Origin of the sequence: Pseudoalteromonas sp. MEBiC 03607 (genome assembly GCF_004792295.1) — a bacterium.
Taxonomy (GTDB): domain Bacteria; phylum Pseudomonadota; class Gammaproteobacteria; order Enterobacterales; family Alteromonadaceae; genus Pseudoalteromonas; species Pseudoalteromonas lipolytica_C.
In genome coordinates this window covers 3,122,963-3,143,488 of the sequence record NZ_SRRY01000001.1, presented here as the reverse complement: position 1 = coordinate 3,143,488, position 20,526 = coordinate 3,122,963, and the positions used below count along the sequence as shown (strand labels likewise).

Here is a 20,526-nt window from a genome sequence, read left to right as displayed (position 1 = left end):
TGTCATTGTTCATTAACGTGAACAGCTATAGTATTTGTTTTAAATTGATTTATCAGGGTAGGGCAAATGTTACGTTTTTTTTCTATAGACCAAGGTGTGATCACAGAAACTGAGCCAGCTGCAGATACGCCTCTTGTTACTTCTATTAAAAATGCCCACTGGATTGACACCATAAATCCGACTGAAGAAGAGCGACAAGCGCTGGCAAGCACCCTTAATATCACCTTACCCGGTGCTGATGATGTTGAAGAAATCGAGGCATCTTCCCGTTGTTTTATCGACCACGAAGGCCTACATGTGCATGCGCTTTTTATGTCACCAAATGAAGGGCGCTTTAATACGGTGACAGTGGCTTGTTTGTTAAAAGACAACTGTTTGCTGACAATCCGCGATGATGAATTAGCCGATTTTCGTTTATTACGACTTCGCGCTCGTAAAGGGCAAGTGGCGTGTGATAATCCCAAGCAACTTTTAGTGACTCTGTTTGACCAAAAAGTCGAAAACCACGCTGATATGCTTGAAGATATGCATCACCAGTTAGAAAAACTCAGTGCCTATGTACTTGAAGAGGACGACTCAGATTTAGAAGAAGCCGTCAGCCGGATCTCGCGCCTTGAAGATAACAACGGTAAGGTGCGTTTATGTTTGATGGATACGCGCCGAAATATTTCGTTTTTACTGCGTCATTTAGGTGCACCAACTGAAGACCGCGAGTCACTACGTGAAATTGTACTCGATATTGATACCCTTATGTCTCACTGTACATTTTTGTTTGATAAGGTGAATTTCTTAATGGACTCGACTCAGGGTTTTATTAATATCGAACAAAACCAAATTATTAAAACCTTCTCAATTGCCTCTGTGGTGTTTTTACCTCCGACCGTCGTTGCCAGTATTTATGGGATGAATTTTAATAGCATGCCTGAGCTGCAATGGGCATGGGGTTACCCGTTTGCGATTGGCATCATGTTGCTGTCTGGCTTTGCACCTTATTTGTTCTTTAAACATAAAGGTTGGCTGTAGCAAAGCATAAAAAAGCCCAGCAAATGCTGGGCAAGGGGTCTTCGGATAGACCTAGGGGGTTTTAGCCTTTCAATTCGCCAGTAGACGATTCGATATGCGCACGAACAAACCATTGGAATTGTTCTAGATCAGCCAGTTGGCCGGTGATCATATCTTCAGAAACTGGGTCTAACTCAGCAAGCTTTTCGATAGCTGCACGGTGATCTTTATTAACGCCGTTATACACTTTATCAAGCGCTGTTAGATGGTCAGTGACTAAGCCTTTGCCAATTGAGTAGTCTTGCCAAGTGCGACGATCAACAATTGATTGCGGTGTGCCAACAGGTACGCCGCCCATGGTTGCAATTCGCTCTGCAATCGTATCAGTCATCTCTTGCACTGCGCTTACTTGTGGGTCTAGCATTTCGTGTACACCAATGAAGTTAGGACCAACAACATTCCAGTGAATGTGTTTTAAAGTGAGGTGTAAATCGATTAAAGCGACCATACGCTGGTCTAAAATTGCAATCGTGTCAGCTGCAGCTTGGTCTTTAACACCGGGTGCTGTAAATTCTGCGATTTTTGATGATGAATTACTCATTACTCCTCCGAGATTATCTATAAATTTCCTTTCGCTTTTAGTTTAAAAGCGCGCTTGATTAGGTAGAAGCAAACGTTGTGCCTAAAATGGAATTTTGTTAACTGGTTGAATTTATAGGGTTAATTTTATTTTGTTTTGAGGTGGAGTGGTTGTGATGAGGTATGAGTATGAAAACTCTGCACACCTTCTGTAAAAAATTCAGTGTGCAGATACAAAGTTACGACTTAAGAAAGTAATGCCGCCGCTAAACGAACAAAGTCAGATGAGGTTAGAATTCCCACTAAGTTGTTATCTTTATCAACCACCGGCATGCAGCCATGACGATTTTCAACAAAAAACTTAGCAACTTCGTGTAGCGGCTGCTCTGGTGAGATACTGGTAAAATCAGTGGCCATAATATCAACCACTTTAGTTTGCTTTTCTTTGCGTTCAAGGGCGCTGGCGCTGTAATTCGCCATGATATTCATTACATGAGCAATCATGATTTTTTGCGTTAACATGCCAACTAAACCACCGTGCTCATTGATCACTGGAATATGGCGGACATTTTTCTCTTTCATTAGATTATGCGCGTCATGCAGGGTATTTTGCGCGCTAATGGCGAATGGGTCTGGCGTCATCAAATCACTAACTAGGTGTGTCATGGCTAAATCCTTACAATTAATCAAGCTGTGGTAAGTCTAGCGCTTATCGACTTAATTGCACTTTAGTGAGATCAAAGTTTTAGTGATTAACTGTGCATGTACCTGCATTACTTTGCTGACAATAATGAAAGTCTAGGTAATAGTGAGACTTGGCTGGTCGCTCACCTTTTGTTAGGTATTGATACATCAATTCGGCAGACAGGCGTCCCATTTCAAATGGATTTTGACCAATATTAGCCGATGATAATCCTTGTTTTAATACTTCTAATTGCATTTGTTCTGTATCGGCAGAAACAATGACCACCTCTTTACTGGCAATACGTTGTTTCTGTTTAGCAATCACTTTTGCGTAGTTAGGATTAAATTGGGCAAAACCTGCTACAGCTAAAAATAGTGGTGGGTTTTCAATATTAAGTAGTTTGTCGAGCTGACCCAGTGATACTTCACGTTTTCCTAAACTATATAAAGGGCAGCGGTCAAACTCGCTCCAGCCATTTTCACCAGTTAAGCGTTTATCTTTTTGCCCTGATAACGCATAACGAACACCTTCAATGCGTTTGTTTAAATTAGGTGTTGTAGAATGTCCAGATTGAATACAGACTTGGTTAACTTCTTTGTCAGTGAATTTTTTTAGTTCGTTCCCTAAAGCCACACCATAATCAAAATTATTAGTACCCACATAGGCTAAACGATACTGCTGATCATCTTCGAGCAAATCAGAGTCAAAGGTAATTACAGGAATATTATTGTCTTTAAGCTTTTTTAAAGCGCGTTCAACGAGGTAATTAGAGTCTGTTGTAGCGATTAATAAACCACTAATGTTGTTTCTGCGAACGAGGTCGGTGATCACTAATACTTGCGTGCGAATATCTTGAAAGTCTTTAGGGCCATCGTAAATACATTCAAAATCGAGATGCTGTTTTGCAAATTGCTCACACCCTTTAAAGGCTTGCTGATAGAAGCTATCGTTTTTGGTTTTACCCACAACAGCAACAACATATTTAGCCTGAATAGGCAGGGCAAAAAGCCATAAGCTGGCACAAATAAACAACCAGTTTAATTTAAAATTTAATAATACTTTTAAAGACATAGCACTACATATTGCAAATTAAGTATAAGCACGGACTAATTATAGTGGTAGAGTTTGAATTTACAAGATTAATACAAAAGCATTTACCAATTTGGTCTATTTGGTTCTTTATTCTGGTTTTGGGTGTTGATTTCGACTCGATTACGGCCATTATTTTTCGCTTCATAAACCGCTTTGTCTGCGCGATTCACTAAGCTTTCAAAGCTGTCATTTACTTGCCAGTTAGTTAATCCAAAACTAGCGGTAACCGATATACGATGCTCTTGAAAAGCTATTTGACTGGCTTCAATGGTTTTACGAAGACTGTCTAAAAATTGTCTCGCTGAGCTGATGTCGGCTGCAAAGAATAGCAGTAAGAATTCTTCACCACCAAGGCGACAACATAAGTCTTCTTTTTTTAAATGGTGTTTCATTAAATCAGAGAACACTTCGAGTACTAGATCACCGCCATCGTGACCGTATCTATCATTAATTTGCTTGAAGTAATCAATATCAACAACGCAGGCATAAAGGCTAGAAGTTTGGTTCGGGCTGAATAATTGCTGTTGTTCGATAATAAATTGCAGTCCGCGGCGGTTATAAAGTCCGGTAAGTGGATCTTTTAAAGACAGCTCCAAATAACGTTTCTTTTCGTCAACTAATAGTGTCGTGATGAGTCCAAGACCTGTCATAACAAATACAGTTGCATGGGCAATTACAGTAAGTGAATAAAGGGTTGCTAAGTTGTGCTCATGGGTAATGATACTCAGTTGTGAAATGGGCACTAACAGTAAGATACATTGCGCCATCGACAACACAGTATTGCCTATATTTTTCTCACATACAGCACGCTTTGTTGTGTAGTAAATCAGTGCAGGTAGCACGCTTAATGTATAACAAGCTTCGACTAAGGCCAGTTGGTTAATATTTTGAGTAAGGATGGCAAATACAGAAAAAATAGCCCCATGAGCAATAATTATCTTATTAAATCGACAGAGTTCGTCGTGGTTATAAATAGATAATTGCAGCAATGTCATGGAGATCATATAAATCACCACACCAGAGCGAAAGCTCGGCGCAAGGTTGAATAGATCTTGGATCCAAAGCCATGCAAAGCCAATTACACCGAGGTAAAAGAATAGATTAAATAGGTAAATTGAGCGGTTATTAAAACTACTGCGCATCAGGCGCGTAGCTATAATGGAGCAGGTTACTACCGTAATAAGTAAGAAGACGAAAAAGCCGTGGTAAAAGTAATTCTCTACGTTACTAGCCATGAATCGCACTGAAAAGATCTAGATAAATAAATCTTAGCACAGGGTAAATTTCTCATCTTAAAATCTTAAAGTGCGACTGCCAAAAGCTATGTACGTAATGACGTAATACTGCCTAGCAAATCTTGCTCATTTAAAACAAACTAAACATCACTGAAGCGATTAATAGTATTGCCATTAAGTAGTTAAATGCTTTTAAGCGCTTTGGGCTGGCAAGCCAGTGTTGAAGCTTTTCGCCAAGTAGAGTCCACGAGCTGACGCATGGCAGATTAATTAAACCAAATATGTGGCTTACTATTAACACAGAGGTGAGGTTTTTGTCTGGGGCATACAAGCTTACTGCGCTTAATGCCATTGCCCATGCTTTTGGGTTCACCCATTGGAAAAGTGCAGCCTGAATAAAGGTAAACGGCTTACTTTCACTATTGGCTTTTTGTTGAGCGCTACTTGTGGCAATTTTAAACGCCAGATAGAGTAAGTAAGCAATACAAAACACTTTTAATATCAAGTAGCTTGGTGGAAATAAATCAAATAGTTGCATGATGCCAAGGCCCACTAAAACCAGCATCAACATAAAGCCAAGCGTCACGCCAAGTAAGTGTGGTGTGGTTCTTTTAAAGCCAAAGTTGGCACCTGAGCTCATCAACATTAAGTTATTCGGTCCAGGAGTAATTGATGACACCAAGGCAAATAACGCCAGGGCTGTTAAAATTTCAAAACTCATTGCTATCTCTCCACTTTAATTTTATGCAATTATAAGTTGAAATAAGCGCAATTTTTGCGCTTAATGTTGCTATATGTATTCAAATTTCACAATGTAAAATGAAAAAAGATAAAATTAACGACAGAATATTGCATGAGCTTAAATGCAATGGTCGAATTGCCAATGCGGAGCTGGCAGATAAAGTGGGTTTATCGCCATCGGCATGCCTTCGTAGAGTGCAAGAATTAGAAAAACTTGGGGTTATTGCGGGGTATCGAGCAGTGATTAACAACCAAGCTGTGGGCCTAGGATTTATCGCTTATGTTGGGGTTGGCTTAAATGAGCACTCAACAGTATCTCAGCGAGCATTCGAGCAAGCCCTTGAGTTTATTGATGAAGTAAAAGAGTGCCACAATGTAACTGGCTCGTTTGAATATTTGCTGAGAGTCGAGACGGCAGATCTTAAGTCTTATAAAGCGTTTCATGCTGATGTGCTCGGCTCTATCCCACAAGTACGCACCATTACAACGCATGTAGTAATGGAATCACCCAAAGATGAACGTGCATAACGACAAAGTTTAAGCTTTTTAGTTGTTATTACTGATTTATAAAAACACATAGGCAGCAGTAAGCTGATACATAGCCATGCCTCAGTTACTGAATTTGCATCAAAACGTTAGCCGTCATTGGGAATACCATGTTGCCATCTTCAACTTTTATACGTAAGTTTTCAAAACGTGTGTTAAATGCAAGCGCCGTCTAGAAAGCACGTTTTACGCAAACTCTAAATCAATATTTTTTAATGCTGCACGGGTTCAATCACTAAAATCAAGCTTTATGACAATTTCGTGAAGATTGTGATAATGTAACTTTTTATCGTTTCTTTGCTTTATAATGCCATTTTATTTGTATGATAAACTTGGGTTTAGCTTGGAGTTAGTATGGTTTCACGTCGAGATTTTTTAGTAGGGGCGGGCACGTTAGCTTTTTTAGGATTATCAAAAAGTGCCATAGGAAAGGTGTCATTAGGTGATTTAAAAACAACGGCTGTCGGCTTTGGCCCGTTAATTCCCGATCCAGATAAGTTGCTCGATTTACCTGAGGGCTTTAGTTATCAAGTAGTTTCAAGCCTAGGTGAGAAAATGTCTGATGGTTTTACGGTACCCGATAAAGCCGATGGCATGGGCTGCCTTGCACTTGGTAATGACCGTGTTGCATTAGTGCGAAACCATGAGCTAAAACCAAAAGATTTAAAGAAAGCTGAAGCAAGTATTGCTAACCATAAAACGCCCCTGGCTTTTGATACTAACAGTGACGGTGTGGCGTTACCCGGTGGCACAAGTCATATCGTTTATAACTTAAAAACCCATCAAAAAGAGCAAGAGTACTTGTCATTAGTTGGCACTATTCGTAACTGTTCTGGCGGTATCACGCCATGGGGCACCTGGCTTACGTGCGAAGAAACCACCGATACTAAAGCCGATGGATTTAACCAAGACCATGGTTATATTTTTGAAGTACCCGCAAGTAGCAAAGGCTTAATTAAACCTGAGCCGTTAAAAGCCATGGGTCGATTTAACCACGAAGCGGCTGCCGTTGATCCGCGCACAGGCATTGTTTATTTAACTGAAGACAAGGGTGATAGCGTCTTTTATCGCTTTATTCCAAAAGAGTATGGCAAGCTGCATAAAGGCGGGCAACTACAGGCTATGGTGGTAAAAGGTAAGCCACAATTCGATAGCCGTAACTGGAACAATAAAGCCATGAGGCTACATCAAGAGCTTGAGGTTGAGTGGGTAAATCTAGATAACCCAGAAAGCCCGAAAGACGACTTACGGCTACGTGGATACAAGCAAGGCGCGGCACTGTTTGCTCGCGGTGAAGGTATTCATTGGGGTGATAAAGAGCTTTATTTTTGCTGTACCAATGGTGGTAAAAAACAACTTGGTCAGGTTATGAAATATCAACCATCAGAATTTGAAGGCACCGATAAAGAAGCACAGCAACCCGGTAAAATCTCGTTGTTTGTAGAAAGTACCAGCAAAACCTTTTACAACTTTGGCGATAACCTAACCGTGTCACCTAATGGGCATTTAATTGTCTGTGAAGACCAATACACCGATGTGGTTGATAACCATCTTCGTGGTGTTACACCTCAAGGCCAAGTTTATAATTTTGCCCGTTTGGTTGCGCAAACTGAGCTGGCAGGTGCCTGTTTTTCACCGGATGGAAGTACCTTGTTTGTTAATGTTTACTCACCTTCTAAAACGCTAGCTATAACAGGCCCATGGCACCAGTTTAGTGTTTAATTCTGTAGGCACTCTTTTATGAGTGCCTCAATTTACTGGAAGCTGTTAATATAGTTGGTCCGCATAGCCATGAATTCTAATTATTCTTACAGTTCACTTTATTAGCATGCTTGGCAATCCATTTAGTCATTTTTTTCATTAAAGCGGGTGGAAAATCATGGCCCATTCCGGGCACAACTTTTAACTTACTGCGCTTTATTAACAGAGCGGTGTTGATGCCCGCAGACAGTGGCATAACAGGATCAGCACTGCCGTGAATCACTAACGTTGGGGCTTTAATCTTCTTTAAAAGTTGCTCGCGATAGGGCGTTGCGGCAATGGCTGCAAGCTGACGTTTAAAGCCAGTTTGATTCGTGTTGGCACGCTCAATATAGCGCTCAGCATTGGCATATAAAGCGTGTTCATCTTGTGGGTAGGCCGGGCTGCCAATGAGTTGGTTCAGCCGAACATTGTAATCAATCGCAGCTTCTTTATTACTGCTACGGGGGCGTATTTTAGCGAGCTTTACCAACAGGTTAATGTTTGAACCCGAAAACGATAACGGCGAGCTGCTCGACATAATTGAAGTTAAGCTCAGTACACGTTTTTTATACTTTGCCGCGGCAATTTGCGCAATCATGCCTCCCATCGAAGCCCCCACTAAGTGCGCTTTTTTGATAGCCAGTGCATCCATTAATTCTTTTACATCGCGAGCCATGTCATCGAGCGAATAGGGCAGTTTTGCACGAATGGGTAATCGGCGGCTAAGCCAATGTTTTACAAGACTCGGCTTGCCTAACTCATCTAACGATGAAGATAGCCCTGCATCACGATTATCAAAACGAATAACCCGAAAACCTTTTTCGACTAAGCCAAAATAAAGCGACTCTGGCCAAACGGTAAATTGAGCACCTAAGCCAATAATCAAGATGATCACAGGCGCGTTTTCATCGCCTTCATCTTGATAACTAATACTGATACCGCTGGCTGTAAGGACATGTTCCATAGACCGACAAATAAGCTTACGCAGGTATCATCAGCTTAGTGTGTGAAGTTGGCAGTTTAGTGACAGCAAGAAAAATAGACAGCACATGACTGCATGCTGTCTATTTTCAGGGAGTTTTCTTAGAAGTAAGCGGTAACGCCAATCCAGAAGTTACGGCCTTTATCTTTAACGTTGTAGTCGTCTGTGAATGTGACTTCGCTAACTACACCGCGGCCTGTTAGGTATTCATACTCACCATCGCCATTTAGGTCGGTATAGCTTGTGCTATACGAGGTGAAATCTTCGTCTAATAGGTTGTTTACGCGGGCATTGATTTGCACGTACTCATTTACATAAAACTGCGCACCTAAATTAAGTAGGTTGTAATTTTTGTAGTACAGCGCTTTGTCGTGCACGTTATCCCAGCCGCGGTAACGGTCTGAACGATATACACCTTGTAGGTATAGGTTCATAAAGTCAGTCGCTTCCCAGTTTAGAGTAAGGTTTGCCATGTGCTCAGCGGAGTTCGTTAGTGGCTGACCTTGCTCTGGGCCGCTCTTTTGTTCGCTATCAGTCCAGGAGTAGTTACCGTTAACAGACACTGTTTTGGTGATAGTATATTGGCCTGCAATTTCAACACCTTGTAGGTCTACTTCGTCGATATTGATTTTTTGGCTATAGCTATCGTAGCCAAGTTGATCGTACTGACCTAAGTTCACACAAGGGCGTACATCGTTAGTTTGCTCACAGCTTAAAATAGTGTCGCCGCTGGCAATTTTGTCTTCAAACTTGGTGTTGTAGTAAGTCACATTGATGTTGTGATCGCCATCAAGCGAAGTCCAGTAAAGGGCGATTTCAGAGTTCACACTGGTTTCTGGTTGTAAGTCTGGGTTACCCGCAAACGGGCTTGTGCCTTGACCGCCAAATCCGGTAATACCGTCATAAAGATCAGTGGTTTGTGGTGTTTTATAACCCGTACTTACACCCCCTTTTAGCGTCCAAGTGTCGGAGAGGTTATAGACACCGTAAACGCGCGGTGATACTTGGCTACCAAATACATCATGATCATCGTAACGAGCGCCTAATGTGAAGGTAAAGTTGTCAGTTGCCATCCAGTTATCTTCGGCAAAGATTGAGTACATGTTTTGCTCTTGTACTTTACCTGCTTGGTCACTTTCAAGACCAAATACACCGTCTTTTAACTCGCCATCAATTAATTGACCACCAATTGCTAGATTATGGCTACCAAAGCTGCCTGTGATAGGAATATCAAAGCGTAAGTCATAGGTATACTGGCTGCTTTCTAGTGGGCGAGCAGGGCGCGGTAAGAATGTTTCTTCAGCTAAGTCTTTACGTGCTTGCTCGTCCATTTCTTCGTATTCGCCCGTACCATCGTACATCGCTTGCAGCTTCAATCGCTCGCTTACACTTAGCGGTAAAGTACGGCCATTATTTTGTGTATCAACATAAGAAACCGAGGCCTTCACCGTTGCCCAATCAAGCTCGCCATCGTAGCTGAATGACCACCATTCACGATCAAACTCTTGGTCTGCTGCATAACCTGCACGCGGGTTTACTTTGCCGCGGCGGTCTTGCCAAATTGATTCAATATTATCTTTAGTGCCAAGTGGGTAAGTAATGGTGCCTGATTCAATGTCGTAGCTTGGCGTGTTGTCGTAAACTTGGCTTGAGTTATCATAATCAAAACGTAAATGATGAGACTCAAACGGAGTATAAGTTAACGTAAAGCCATACTGCTCGTTGGTGTTATCAACGGTACGGCCACCACTCCCAAAGCCTAATGAACGAATATGTACAACACCATTAGGATCGGTTGCTGGTTCAAATGTTGGCGATGATGCTTGTTGCTCGTAAACACTGCCGCGTACACCTAAACTTAAAACGTCTTTGATAAGCGGGCCCATCACACTAAAGTCAGTGGTGATGTCATCACCAAAATCATCGTTTTGTTGTAATGAACGACTAAATGAAACAGCACCGCTCCAGCTATCAGTGTGCTTTTTAGTGATGATATTGATTACACCACCCAGTGCATCTGCACCATAAAGCGTTGATGCAGGGCCGCGAATAACTTCAACACGCTCAATGGCATCAACCGGTGGTACGTGGTTAAACGCGTTGCCACCAAAATTGTTTGGATAAATATCGCCATGGTTATTTTGGCGTTTACCATCAATGAGTAACAGGGTGTATTCACCTGTTAAACCACGCATACTCACACTGCCTTGGCCGGTTTTATCACGAGTTGTGCCAATGTCGATACCTTCTAAATACTGAACAGCATCAAGCACTGAGGTGAAGGAATGAGACTTAATATCTTCATTGGTGATAATTGAAATACTTGCAGGTGCTTCGGTAACTTTTTGCTCAAAGCCTGTTGCAGTAATCACTAAACGTTCCATATCTTGTTTAGGCTTAGCGTCATCAGCAAAGGCTGAAAAATGTGTTGCTATGGCAAATGCCAGTAAGCTTGGTTTTATTGATTTCATTGTAGGTTTCCAGTTCTTTATGTTGATTTTCCCTTTGAGGAACGGTGCGTATAGTACAGAAATTAAAAATACAATCAATAATTATTCGTATTTAGATTTTTGGATCTTAACTCATTAAATAATATTTTTTAGTTGAGTTGTTTTGGTTCTTAGCTAATTAATGCGGTGTTACAAATGAGCTGTAGATTAAATACTCTTAGCAGAGGTTATTGAGGTATATTGTTTTAACCATCACAATTAAAATTTTAGTAATGAATTCAGATATCTCTTTAGCGCGCTTTAAGCAGTTTCCTGTGCTTATGTGGATCTTCTTATTTGGCTCGTTTATTACCCGTGGCAGTTATTACATGGTGTGGCCATTTCTTGCGGTGATCTTGTACGAAAAGTTTGCGTTATCGGCGACTGAAGTCGGTTTGGTACTTACCAGTGCTGCCGTGATTTCGGTGTTCACCAGTTTTATTGGCAGCAGCCTATCCGATAAAGTGGGCCGGCATACGCTGATGTACATTACCGGCGTGCTGTATATCATTTCTTTCTCGCTGTTGGCTGAGGTAGAAACGGTGGCCGGTTATGTGATTGTAATGACCTTATGCTCGATAGCAACCGCACTTTGGCGACCATTAACCAGCGCGGCGATTGGCGATATTATTGATGATGCACAAACTCGCGAGCTGGCCATGCAGTCGCTGTACTTTATTGTAAATGTGGGCTGTGCGGTGGGGCCATTAGCTGGGGTATGGCTAGGTTTAACAGGTGAGCAGTCGAGCTTTTATATTACCGCAGCAGCATTTGCTATTTTATTGGTGCTACTTGTTTGGGGCTTCAATTTTAGTGATAAAGCCGCAAAAAATACTGCCGTAATTGACGAGCCCGAAGAGAAAAAACCAGCTGTACAGGGCAAGCAAATCTTACGTATTTTATTTGCCGATAAACTGCTGCAATGTTTAATTTTAGCCAATATTTTGTGCATGTTTATTTATGCGCAAATGGATAGTTCACTCATACAATACCTCACTCGTGCAGAGGCACCCGATCTACTTGCACTTATTTCAGCGCTGATATTTACCAATGCGTTAGTGATCATTTCGAGTCAATTTCTGCTGTTAAAAATGATGGCACGATTTAACCTAACGGTGCGAATTCAAATTGGTTTAGTGCTATTAATGGTGTCGCAGTTTTGGCTAGCACTTAATCCAATCGATTTATTTTGGGGCTGGATTGGTGCAATAGTGGTGATGAGTTTGGCCGAAACCATTTTATTTCCGACGATGAACGTGCACCTCGATAGGCTCGCGCCATCTCATTTACGTGGAGCTTACTTTGGCGCGGCTTCGTTTTACGATTTAGGGTTTGCTTTAGCGCCGCTCGGTGGCGGTTTAATTTTAGATTATTACGATGGCCCAACCTTGTTTTTTGTCGCGGGAGGGCTTTGCCTTGTAGTGATTTACTTATACGCCATACTTGAAAAGCTACCCAGACCAGATTTTGCAAACTCATTATCAAAGTAAATTTATAACGTGAAATTGCACAACAGCTGCTACCTTTATAACTCACACATTTAACGTTGAGGTGTAACATGGCTGTTTCTGCAATCCCAAAAGGTTTCCATGCGGTAACCCCGTATTTGGTTATTGAAGGTGCCACTAAGGCGATAGAGTTCTACAAACAAGCTTTTGCTGCTGAACTTGTAATGCAAATGCCTCTGCCTGATGGTGGGGTGGCGCATGCTGAAATAAAAATTGCCGATTCTCATATTATGCTTTCTGATAATTGCCAAGATGTGCAGTTTAAATCGCCGCAACAACTTGGTGGCACACCTGTGACCATTATGCTGTATGTTGAAGATGTCGATGCTGTTTTTGCTAAAGCCTTGTCGCTTGGCGCGAAAGAGCTACGCCCTGTGCATGACCAATTTTATGGTGACAGATCAGGGACTCTAGAAGACCCTTTTGGCCATATTTGGACTATAGGCACACACAAAGAAGACCTAACCGAACAAGAACTTATGCAGCGCATGGGCGAGCTTATGAGTAAAGAGCAGGATGCTTAAAAAGTTGTTTCAACCGACATTCCTATTTGCCATGAATCAACGTCTTGGTAACTGCCCAGAGGCGTACTAAAGTCGATATGGATAACATTATCGTTACTTGAGCGCGATGAGTAGAGGCGAATACCCACACCCGCACTGGTTAGCATTGAATCTGAAATATTCGCAGTTTCAGTGCTGCCAAATGCCTGCCCAACATCAACAAAGCCAACAAAGCCTACATCTACGAACTGATACAAATTAATATTAGGGTACATTCTTAGCTCAGCCGTTGCTTGTACGCTTGAAGTACCATGTTGGTAACTTTCTGGGAAGCCACGCATACCTTCTTCACCGCCAACAGCCAGTGGTTTGTCAGCAAATTCATGGTTTTGCCAATGACCATTTACATGCGCATAAAAAGCAAATGAGTCTGACCAGCGATAGTTCATTTGTGCTTTTGAATAAAGCGCTAAACGGTCATCAAGCTCAGTTCCGACATTGCCTTTTATTCCAGCGGCAAATCGATACAAGGCGTTATTGTTAAACCACGCTTTGGTAAGATTTGTATCAAATAAAAAGCCTTGGCCAAAATTTACGGTATCGATGGCAAACTTTGAATTTAGCTCCCAACCGAGGTTAACGTCTTCGTTGTGGTTTATTAGGTCAATATCGTGCAATACGGCGTAATTGTCCTCTATCCAATGTAATCCTACCCAAGGCGCTGCAATGGTGTAATCGTTAAGGCCTGCAAGCAAAGGCTCTGTTTCAAAAGGTCGGTAACTGACATCTTGGTAGTCAATCCCAGCAAGCCAGTGGAAGGTTTGCTGGCTGTCTTGCGATAAAATTCCGCCGTAAGCAAACTGGGCGATTAATTCATCAGTAAAAAACTCTGAACGAGTCATGCCATTTTGATAGATATAACTTTTTTGCTTTTGAGATTGTGCAAAGTAGCGCATTAGTGCGTCACTGCTGCGTTGATAAAAAGGCTGATGATAATCCACTAAAAAGACTTGCCCGTCATCGTAATCATCAGCTTGTAAAGTGAGAGTTGCATGAGGTTGCCAAGGCACTGGCATCTGCAGTACAGAGTGGTAGCCAGAGCGTTCATGATCTGATTTATACTTTAATGATGCGCGAATACCGTAGCCTAAAAAGTTTTCTTCTTTAAAGCCTAAGCTGTACTTATTATTGCCGCTACTACGGCCAAAATTAATGGTTGGTAATAAACTCCAGGTATCCCACGTATCGATTTGCACCACGCGTGGCTCATCTTCAAGGCAGTCGTTTGTATAGCTAATTTTGGCATCTCTTAAGTATTTTTTGCCGCGTAGGATGCGCTCTGCTTCTTGAAGCTGACGTTCGCTAACTTGGTCGCCTTCTTTAAAAGTTATCTGTTCGCTGATTACGTTTTTCTTGGTATCAATATGTAGCCAATTGATAAAGCGATGCAGTGCAGTCGTTTCAGGATCATTGGGGTCAAAAATCGTGTGTGTATCAATGTTGAGTTTATCAACGAAGATGTCTTTATCTTCACTCAACTCAGTTGTAGGTTTGCTTTTTACTTCACAAACAACATCTAAGCTTAAAGGTTCTTTTGCATAAACTGTCCCTGTAGCAGTGCATGAAAATAATAAAACGGAGGTTATTTTATTCATCTTTGTTATGCCTACTAAATACCAAGGAGACGCGGCGATTTGCTTTATCAACCTTTAAATTCTTTACAGTTCTCAGCATAAAATCGCTAACTTAAGAAAAACTTAACTAAAACTTAAACTTGATTGAAGATTGTAAGGTTATGATTAATAAGGGATATGATAATCAACTAAGGCGAAATTAATCGTGAAATAGCTGGCTTACGTATGATTTCTTAAGGTTTCTAATAGAGTAAGTAATGAAAAAGCGTGTTTTATATTGGCTGCAAAATGATTTACGCCTAGTCGACAATGAAATTCTATCTGAGTTAGCTGATTTTGATGGTGAGCTTGATTTAGTGTTTGTGATTGAGCCACGCTGGTTTAGGCAAACTAACTATCAGTCGAAATCGTTTGGTACGCATAAATTCAACTTTTTACGTGAGAGTCTCGCGGCATTTGCACAAACAGTTGAGAAGCTTGGGCAAACACTGCATGTGATCACTGGTGAGCCTGATCAAGTAATCAGTCAGCGATTGCAAAAATATGAAATTGAAACATTGGTTTGTACTGAGCAGGTTGGTGTTTATGAGCAAAAGCAGCTCAATAAAATCAAAGCATTATGCCTACATGTGACGGTGAAAACCTATCAGCAAGATACCTTGTTCAAGGCAAGTGACTTACCTTTTCAACTTGATAACCTACCAAAAAACTTTACTGCTTTTCGTAACAAGGTAGAAGCTGAGCCAACCTTTATAGCAGCGCCTTTGCCAGCGGTAAGCCACTTACCTCATCCTGTACAACTATGCCCTGACAACCCTATTGATGATGTTCCTGCTCACTCAGGCAGTTTTAAAGGTGGTTTAATTGCAGCTCAGCAGCATTGCAATGCTTACTTTTCGTCTAAAGCGCCAAGCAGTTATAAAGAAACGCGTAACGAGTTAGATGGTTTTAGTAACAGTACCAAGTTTAGTGTATGGCTCGCTGGTGGCACAATTAGCGCAAAACAGCTATACCGAGAAGTTGAAGTGTATGAGCTACAAAACGGTGCGAATGAGTCGAGCTATTGGATAAAGTTTGAATTACTGTGGCGCGAATATTTTAAGTGGCATGCGGTACAGGCTGGTGCAAAACTTTTCCATTTTAAAGGGCAAAAGCAAAGCGCGCCTTTGACTACCTTTAATAGTCAGCGTTTTGAGGCGTGGTGCCAAGGCCGCACGCCGTTTGCTTTGGTGAATGCAATAATGCATGAGCTTAATGCGACAGGCTATATTTCTAATCGCTCGCGCCAAATTGCGGCAAGTTGTTTGGTCAACGAACTTGAGCTTGATTGGCGCTATGGTGCGGCTTATTTCGAGCAACAGCTCATTGATTATGATGTAGCAGCTAATTGGGGGAATTGGCAATACATTGCGGGTGTCGGTGTTGACCCCAGAGGAGGGCGGCACTTTCATATTAATAAGCAAACAGCGCTGTATGATCCTTTGGCTCGTTTCATTCGCAAATGGCAAGGTGATGTTACAGTCTCTGAGCTTATTGATGTTGTCGATGCAGCTGATTGGCCAATAGCCACTTAGCTGTTGTAGATCAATATACTTGCCTACTCTGTTAGAGGTTTTATTGTTTGTTAACTAATATAAATATAGAGGCTTGATTGGTGCCATTGGGTTAGCGAGCAAGGAAAACTATGATATTTAGTGAAGGCTATGAGACGGTCAAATCTAAGCTAGGTTTAGATGTGGCTCAATTAATTCTTGATGGCAGTGATGCAGGCATTTGGCTTTGGAATATACAAACCGGCGAAACAATTTTTAATGATAAGTGGGCTAAAATCGTTGGCTTCACCTTAGACGAATTAAAGCCTGTATCGATAGAAACATGGATGAATTTAGCCCACCCAGATGATTTAGAAAATTCAGAAAAGCTTCTTAATGCTCACTTTCGTGGTGAGTCTGAGCGTTATATTTGTGATGTTCGTATGAAGCATAAAAAAGGGCACTGGGTAAAGGTGCTTGATAAAGGTAAGGTGCAAAGCTGGGATGAAGCAGGTAATCCTGAATGGATGCTAGGGGTTCACATTGATATTACAGAACAATGGCTCAAAGAACGTGAAATAGAGTTTTTGCACGCTAAGCTACAAACCTTTACTGACAATCTTCCCGGGTTTGTTTATCAATTTGTAATTGATGAGCAAGGCCATGCATCATTTCCTTTTGCAACAACTAAGGTGGTTGATATTTATGGGTGTACACCTGAAGAAATAAAACAATCAGCCAGTATCTTAACAGACACAGTTCATCCAGATGATTATGAACGTATTTACAAAAGTGTTGTGCGGTCACGCGCTAGTCTAGACGATTGGCATGAGGTTTTTCGGGTTAATCATCCAACCAAGGGATTAATATGGGTTGAAGGCAAGTCTTCACCTGTAGCACATAAAGATGGAAGTGTTGAGTGGAATGGGTACTTAGAAGATGTTAGCGAAGAAATTAAAAATAACGAGCAAATAAAACTACTTACAGCTGTTTTCTCGACAACCAGTAGAGGCATCATAATCACCACCTCAGAACCTAAAATTGTTGATGTAAACCCTGCTTTTGAACAGATAACGGGTTTTAAAAAATCGGAAGTTTTAGGAAAAAACCCTGCCATTTTATCTTCTAGCCGTCATCCTTCTGAGTTTTTCAAATCTATGTGGCAGACATTACTTGCTGATGGCTCTTGGCAAGGAGAAGTGTGGAATAAACGTAAATCAGGCGAGGTCTTTCCTGAGTTATTATCGATTGATGCTTTATATGATGACAGCGGCAATGTAAGCCATTACATTGGCGCATTTGATGATATTTCACAAGAGGTGGCAAACAGACAATTATTAAGTGAATTAGTCAATCAAGACCCATTAACTAAATTACTAAACCGACGTGGCTTAGATATTCAATTGAATGCATTTTCAATGCAAGCGCCCGTTGAGCATAATCACTTTTCGTTAATCTATATAGACCTCGATAACTTCAAACTTGTTAATGATACTTTTGGCCATGAAAAGGGCGATAATTTACTGTTAGATATCAGTGAGCAACTTTCATTACAGTTAAGAGATAATGATGTGTTGGCGCGTATTGGCGGGGACGAATTTGTTATTCTACTGCCGACCTTAGCAAAACGCTTTGTTTGTCAGGATATTGCCGAGCGCTGTCAAAAAGCGGTTGAAGCAGTTGCCAAGCGTTACGCAACATTGTTACCCGTTAGTGCAAGTTTTGGTATTGCGATGTTTCCAGAGGATGGTAAAAATGCCAAACAGTTGCTCGCCTCAGCTGACGAGCAAATGTATAAGATGAAGCTTAAACATAAAGCATCACCACTCGGTTGATATTTCGACACTCGGCAATTTATTTAAAAGCGGTAGTAAGGCGCGCTCTTTGCGTAAATCTTTGCGTTCGTTTTCTAAATCTTTGCGTTCTCGATAAAGCTCTTTTTGCTGGCCATTATCAAGCTGATTGCTATTAAGCTCTGCGCGAATATCTTTTAAGCGGCGGTCAATGTCGTCAATTCGCTCATCAATGTATATCAGTCTTTGCTGTACTTCGTACCTATCATTACCTTCTTGCCATGCTTTACGAAAAGCAGTGCTGTTACAAACGCCATTGTAAGATGCGCCTTGCATGCCAAGGGTAAAGCCATTTTCGGGCTCACAATATACCGCCAGACCCTGATCATATCCCACTTTATATTCAGCAATATTGGCACTTACGCCATATTCGCTGCATTGTGATAAGGCATCTATGCCATCACGATACTCAGTGCCATCTGCACCATGCTTATAACCAATACCATGCCAATTGGCTTGTAAACATTCATCTTTACTTACTGAGGTACAGCCTGCTAATACGGTTAAAGGAAGCAGGGCAAGGATCCATTTTCTCATTGAAATTTCAGCTTGAACTATTAATAACTTACTTGATTCTAGCCTGAAATATTATTTTTTAGAAAGTTGTTTTTGTATTTCATAACAATGCCCTCACATGATTAAGTATTATTGCCGATTAGTATCCATCACCACTGACAGAACCGCTGGGCGATGCGAATATTTGGCTGTGCATTTTTTAAATGTACTAATTGCAATATACATAACGCGGTAAAGTGACTGCGTTTTATAAGCTGATGACGGTCAAAGCGCATGATCTCGTACCATAGCTTAAACAGTTCACCAAAACGCATCAGGTTGTTATTGTTAAATTGCCACTGCGACTGGTAGTTTACTTTGATTGGGCAGGGCATATGGCCCGGATAGGCTTGCCATGGTGCAAGCATGGCACGCGGATAACTGGTTTTCAGCCAGCGCTGATAAAAACGGTGCTTACGAACATATTCAACAGAGACTGCTAAAGGATATTGCAGCACTTTCCACGAATAAAACGGATGGAAGAACTCCATTTTAAACTCGCATACTTGCTCGTTTGGAATGCTCAAATGATGGTGCTGATCATTGAGTAGCAAAAACAATTGGAATGCTTTTTCGAGTGGCAATTCAGCCAAGGGTTTAAAACTAAGTTTTAGGTTATCAATTAGTTTTTGTTGCAGCATAGACGCATTATGTACCACTGACTTTGGCAAATAAGCGTACTGCTGATCTAAATAAGCTTGAATGAGTTTATCAAGATTGTTTTCTTTTGCCGCAGCATAAATAGCGTCGCCATAAAACACCGCACCTAAGCCAACACTGCCGCCATTACCAGACCAACTAATTTGTGGTCTTGAAACGGTTTTATATTCATTGTGATGTGCTTTGCGCCAGTATTTGCCAAGGCGCTGTTCAACAGAGAGCTTTTGCGTGTCGCGTACTTGCACAACTTCAAGTTTAAGGGCATTTTGCGAAGCATATTGTTTTGCGCAGTAGAGATCTTGGCTATCTGATTGCGAAAAATTAAACGACTTTAGCTGAACCCCTTGGCGTAATAGCTCGCAGTTAATTAATCGTGAATCTAAGCCGCCCGACAGGGTACTGAGCACTTTTCTATCGGTGTGCATCGCTTTTGTGACAACACTGCGAAAAGCCTGAGTAACGCCTTCAATTGCATCGGTCACCTCTCGGTTTTGTTTGGCAAGGGCGACCCAATCAAAGTAACGTTGTTTTACCACGCCGTGGCTGGCATCAAAACGTAATATTTCGCCTGGGTATGAGCATTTAATGTTTTTATAAGGCGTGTGATCTAAAAGCGGGTAGCCAAGTACCGCAAGCTCTGTGAGTGCTTCGGCATCGCTTTCAAGCTCAATACTTAGCTGTTTAAATATCCCCAAGTTGGTTGAAAACAGTAAGCCTTGCGCCGTTTTTAAGGTGTAAAATGGTTTTAAGCCAAGTGGGTCTGTGGCAAGAACTAAGCTGCCTAATTGGCTATTAAACTGGCAAAAGCTAAATACTCCTTCACATTGCTGTAAGCAGGTGTTGAGCGAGCTTGTATTTGCCATGGCCTTTAAATCATCACTACGAGAGCTACTGAGTAAGGGATGACCAATCAGCGTTGCAATTTGCGACTCAGTTTGCAACCAACTCGCTTGTTGGTATGCATCAAAATCATATTGAAAAATAGCTCCATTATCACAATCAAAGCGCTTAACATCTGCTTTTTTATAGCGATTAAACACATCAGCTAGTTGATTAATATAATGAAATTCTGTTTTGCCTAATTCATTGAATTGGATATAACCTGCGATAACAGCCATGTTAACCACCTTTTCGTTTGCTAACTTATTAGTAAAATTGCAAGCCATAGGCCAAAACGAATAAAGGCC

17 protein-coding genes are annotated in these 20,526 nt (G+C 41.4%); 7 read left to right on the top strand and 10 right to left on the bottom strand.

Annotation, left to right across the window (positions count from 1 at the left end):
• Positions 1-66: 66 nt before the first annotated feature.
• Complete coding sequence (gene corA, locus E5N72_RS14320) at positions 67-1,023, top strand: magnesium/cobalt transporter CorA (protein WP_135925755.1); 957 nt, start codon at positions 67-69, stop codon at positions 1,021-1,023.
• 61 nt (positions 1,024-1,084) lie between these two features.
• Here the strand turns inward: corA and dps are convergent, their stop codons facing one another.
• The 5 genes from dps to E5N72_RS14295 form a co-directional block, all read right to left on the bottom strand.
• On the bottom strand, positions 1,085-1,603 hold the full coding sequence (gene dps, locus E5N72_RS14315) for a DNA starvation/stationary phase protection protein Dps (RefSeq protein WP_135925754.1): 519 nt from the start codon (positions 1,601-1,603) through the stop codon (positions 1,085-1,087).
• Between the two features lie 224 nt (positions 1,604-1,827).
• Positions 1,828-2,247, bottom strand: coding sequence for a CBS domain-containing protein (locus tag E5N72_RS14310; protein ID WP_135925753.1), 420 nt, complete (start codon positions 2,245-2,247; stop codon positions 1,828-1,830).
• Between the two features lie 79 nt (positions 2,248-2,326).
• On the bottom strand, positions 2,327-3,337 hold the full coding sequence (locus E5N72_RS14305; RefSeq protein WP_135925752.1) for a substrate-binding domain-containing protein: 1,011 nt from the start codon (positions 3,335-3,337) through the stop codon (positions 2,327-2,329).
• Positions 3,338-3,420: 83 nt separating this feature from the next.
• Positions 3,421-4,500 (bottom strand): GGDEF domain-containing protein, encoded by a 1,080-nt coding sequence (locus E5N72_RS14300; protein ID WP_168246742.1) that lies wholly within the window; start codon positions 4,498-4,500, stop codon positions 3,421-3,423.
• A 223-nt stretch (positions 4,501-4,723) separates the two neighbouring features.
• The gene (locus E5N72_RS14295; RefSeq protein WP_135925750.1) at positions 4,724-5,314 is read right to left on the bottom strand and encodes a LysE family translocator; all 591 of its coding nucleotides are present in this window, start codon (positions 5,312-5,314) and stop codon (positions 4,724-4,726) included.
• A gap of 98 nt (positions 5,315-5,412) precedes the next feature.
• On the opposite strand from E5N72_RS14295, the gene E5N72_RS14290 reads away from it, so the two are divergent.
• A complete protein-coding gene (locus E5N72_RS14290; RefSeq protein ID WP_135925749.1) occupies positions 5,413-5,862 on the top strand; it encodes an Lrp/AsnC family transcriptional regulator in 450 nt (149 codons plus the stop codon).
• A gap of 372 nt (positions 5,863-6,234) precedes the next feature.
• Positions 6,235-7,602, top strand: coding sequence for an alkaline phosphatase PhoX (locus tag E5N72_RS14280; protein WP_135925748.1), 1,368 nt, complete (start codon positions 6,235-6,237; stop codon positions 7,600-7,602).
• Between the two features lie 76 nt (positions 7,603-7,678).
• On the opposite strand, the gene E5N72_RS14275 is transcribed toward E5N72_RS14280, so the two are convergent.
• Together E5N72_RS14275 and E5N72_RS14270 are read right to left on the bottom strand one after the other, a co-directional pair.
• Positions 7,679-8,587: an alpha/beta hydrolase gene (locus tag E5N72_RS14275; RefSeq protein WP_135925747.1), complete on the bottom strand. Its 909-nt coding sequence runs from the start codon at positions 8,585-8,587 to the stop codon at positions 7,679-7,681.
• Positions 8,588-8,706: 119 nt separating this feature from the next.
• On the bottom strand, positions 8,707-11,076 hold the full coding sequence (locus tag E5N72_RS14270; protein WP_135925746.1) for a TonB-dependent receptor: 2,370 nt from the start codon (positions 11,074-11,076) through the stop codon (positions 8,707-8,709).
• Positions 11,077-11,327: 251 nt separating this feature from the next.
• On the opposite strand from E5N72_RS14270, the gene E5N72_RS14265 reads away from it, so the two are divergent.
• Together E5N72_RS14265 and E5N72_RS14260 are read left to right on the top strand one after the other, a co-directional pair.
• On the top strand, positions 11,328-12,584 hold the full coding sequence (locus E5N72_RS14265) for an MFS transporter (RefSeq protein ID WP_135925745.1): 1,257 nt from the start codon (positions 11,328-11,330) through the stop codon (positions 12,582-12,584).
• Between the two features lie 68 nt (positions 12,585-12,652).
• The gene (locus tag E5N72_RS14260) at positions 12,653-13,126 is read left to right on the top strand and encodes a VOC family protein (RefSeq protein ID WP_135925744.1); all 474 of its coding nucleotides are present in this window, start codon (positions 12,653-12,655) and stop codon (positions 13,124-13,126) included.
• Here E5N72_RS14260 and E5N72_RS14255 read toward each other — a convergent pair.
• Positions 13,123-14,760 carry a hypothetical protein gene (locus E5N72_RS14255; protein WP_135925743.1) on the bottom strand — a complete coding sequence of 546 codons (1,638 nt, stop codon included), beginning with the start codon at positions 14,758-14,760 and terminating at the stop codon, positions 13,123-13,125. The two genes, E5N72_RS14260 and E5N72_RS14255, sit on opposite strands and share 4 nt — an antisense overlap.
• Positions 14,761-14,996: 236 nt before the next feature.
• Here E5N72_RS14255 and E5N72_RS14250 point away from each other — a divergent pair, with 236 nt between their 5' ends.
• Together E5N72_RS14250 and E5N72_RS14245 are read left to right on the top strand one after the other, a co-directional pair.
• On the top strand, positions 14,997-16,313 hold the full coding sequence (locus E5N72_RS14250) for a DASH family cryptochrome (RefSeq protein WP_135925742.1): 1,317 nt from the start codon (positions 14,997-14,999) through the stop codon (positions 16,311-16,313).
• 110 nt (positions 16,314-16,423) lie between these two features.
• Positions 16,424-18,106, top strand: a complete 1,683-nt coding sequence (locus E5N72_RS14245; protein WP_135925741.1) for a sensor domain-containing diguanylate cyclase — start codon at positions 16,424-16,426, stop codon at positions 18,104-18,106.
• Here the strand turns inward: E5N72_RS14245 and E5N72_RS14240 are convergent.
• Both E5N72_RS14240 and E5N72_RS14235 read right to left on the bottom strand, forming a co-directional pair.
• Entirely contained in the window at positions 18,092-18,661 is a 570-nt protein-coding gene (locus E5N72_RS14240) for a DUF2799 domain-containing protein (RefSeq protein ID WP_135925740.1), read from the bottom strand. The genes E5N72_RS14245 and E5N72_RS14240 overlap by 15 nt on opposite strands.
• A gap of 128 nt (positions 18,662-18,789) precedes the next feature.
• Positions 18,790-20,457: an asparagine synthase-related protein gene (locus E5N72_RS14235; protein ID WP_168246741.1), complete on the bottom strand. Its 1,668-nt coding sequence runs from the start codon at positions 20,455-20,457 to the stop codon at positions 18,790-18,792.
• Between the last annotated feature and the right edge of the window lie 69 nt (positions 20,458-20,526).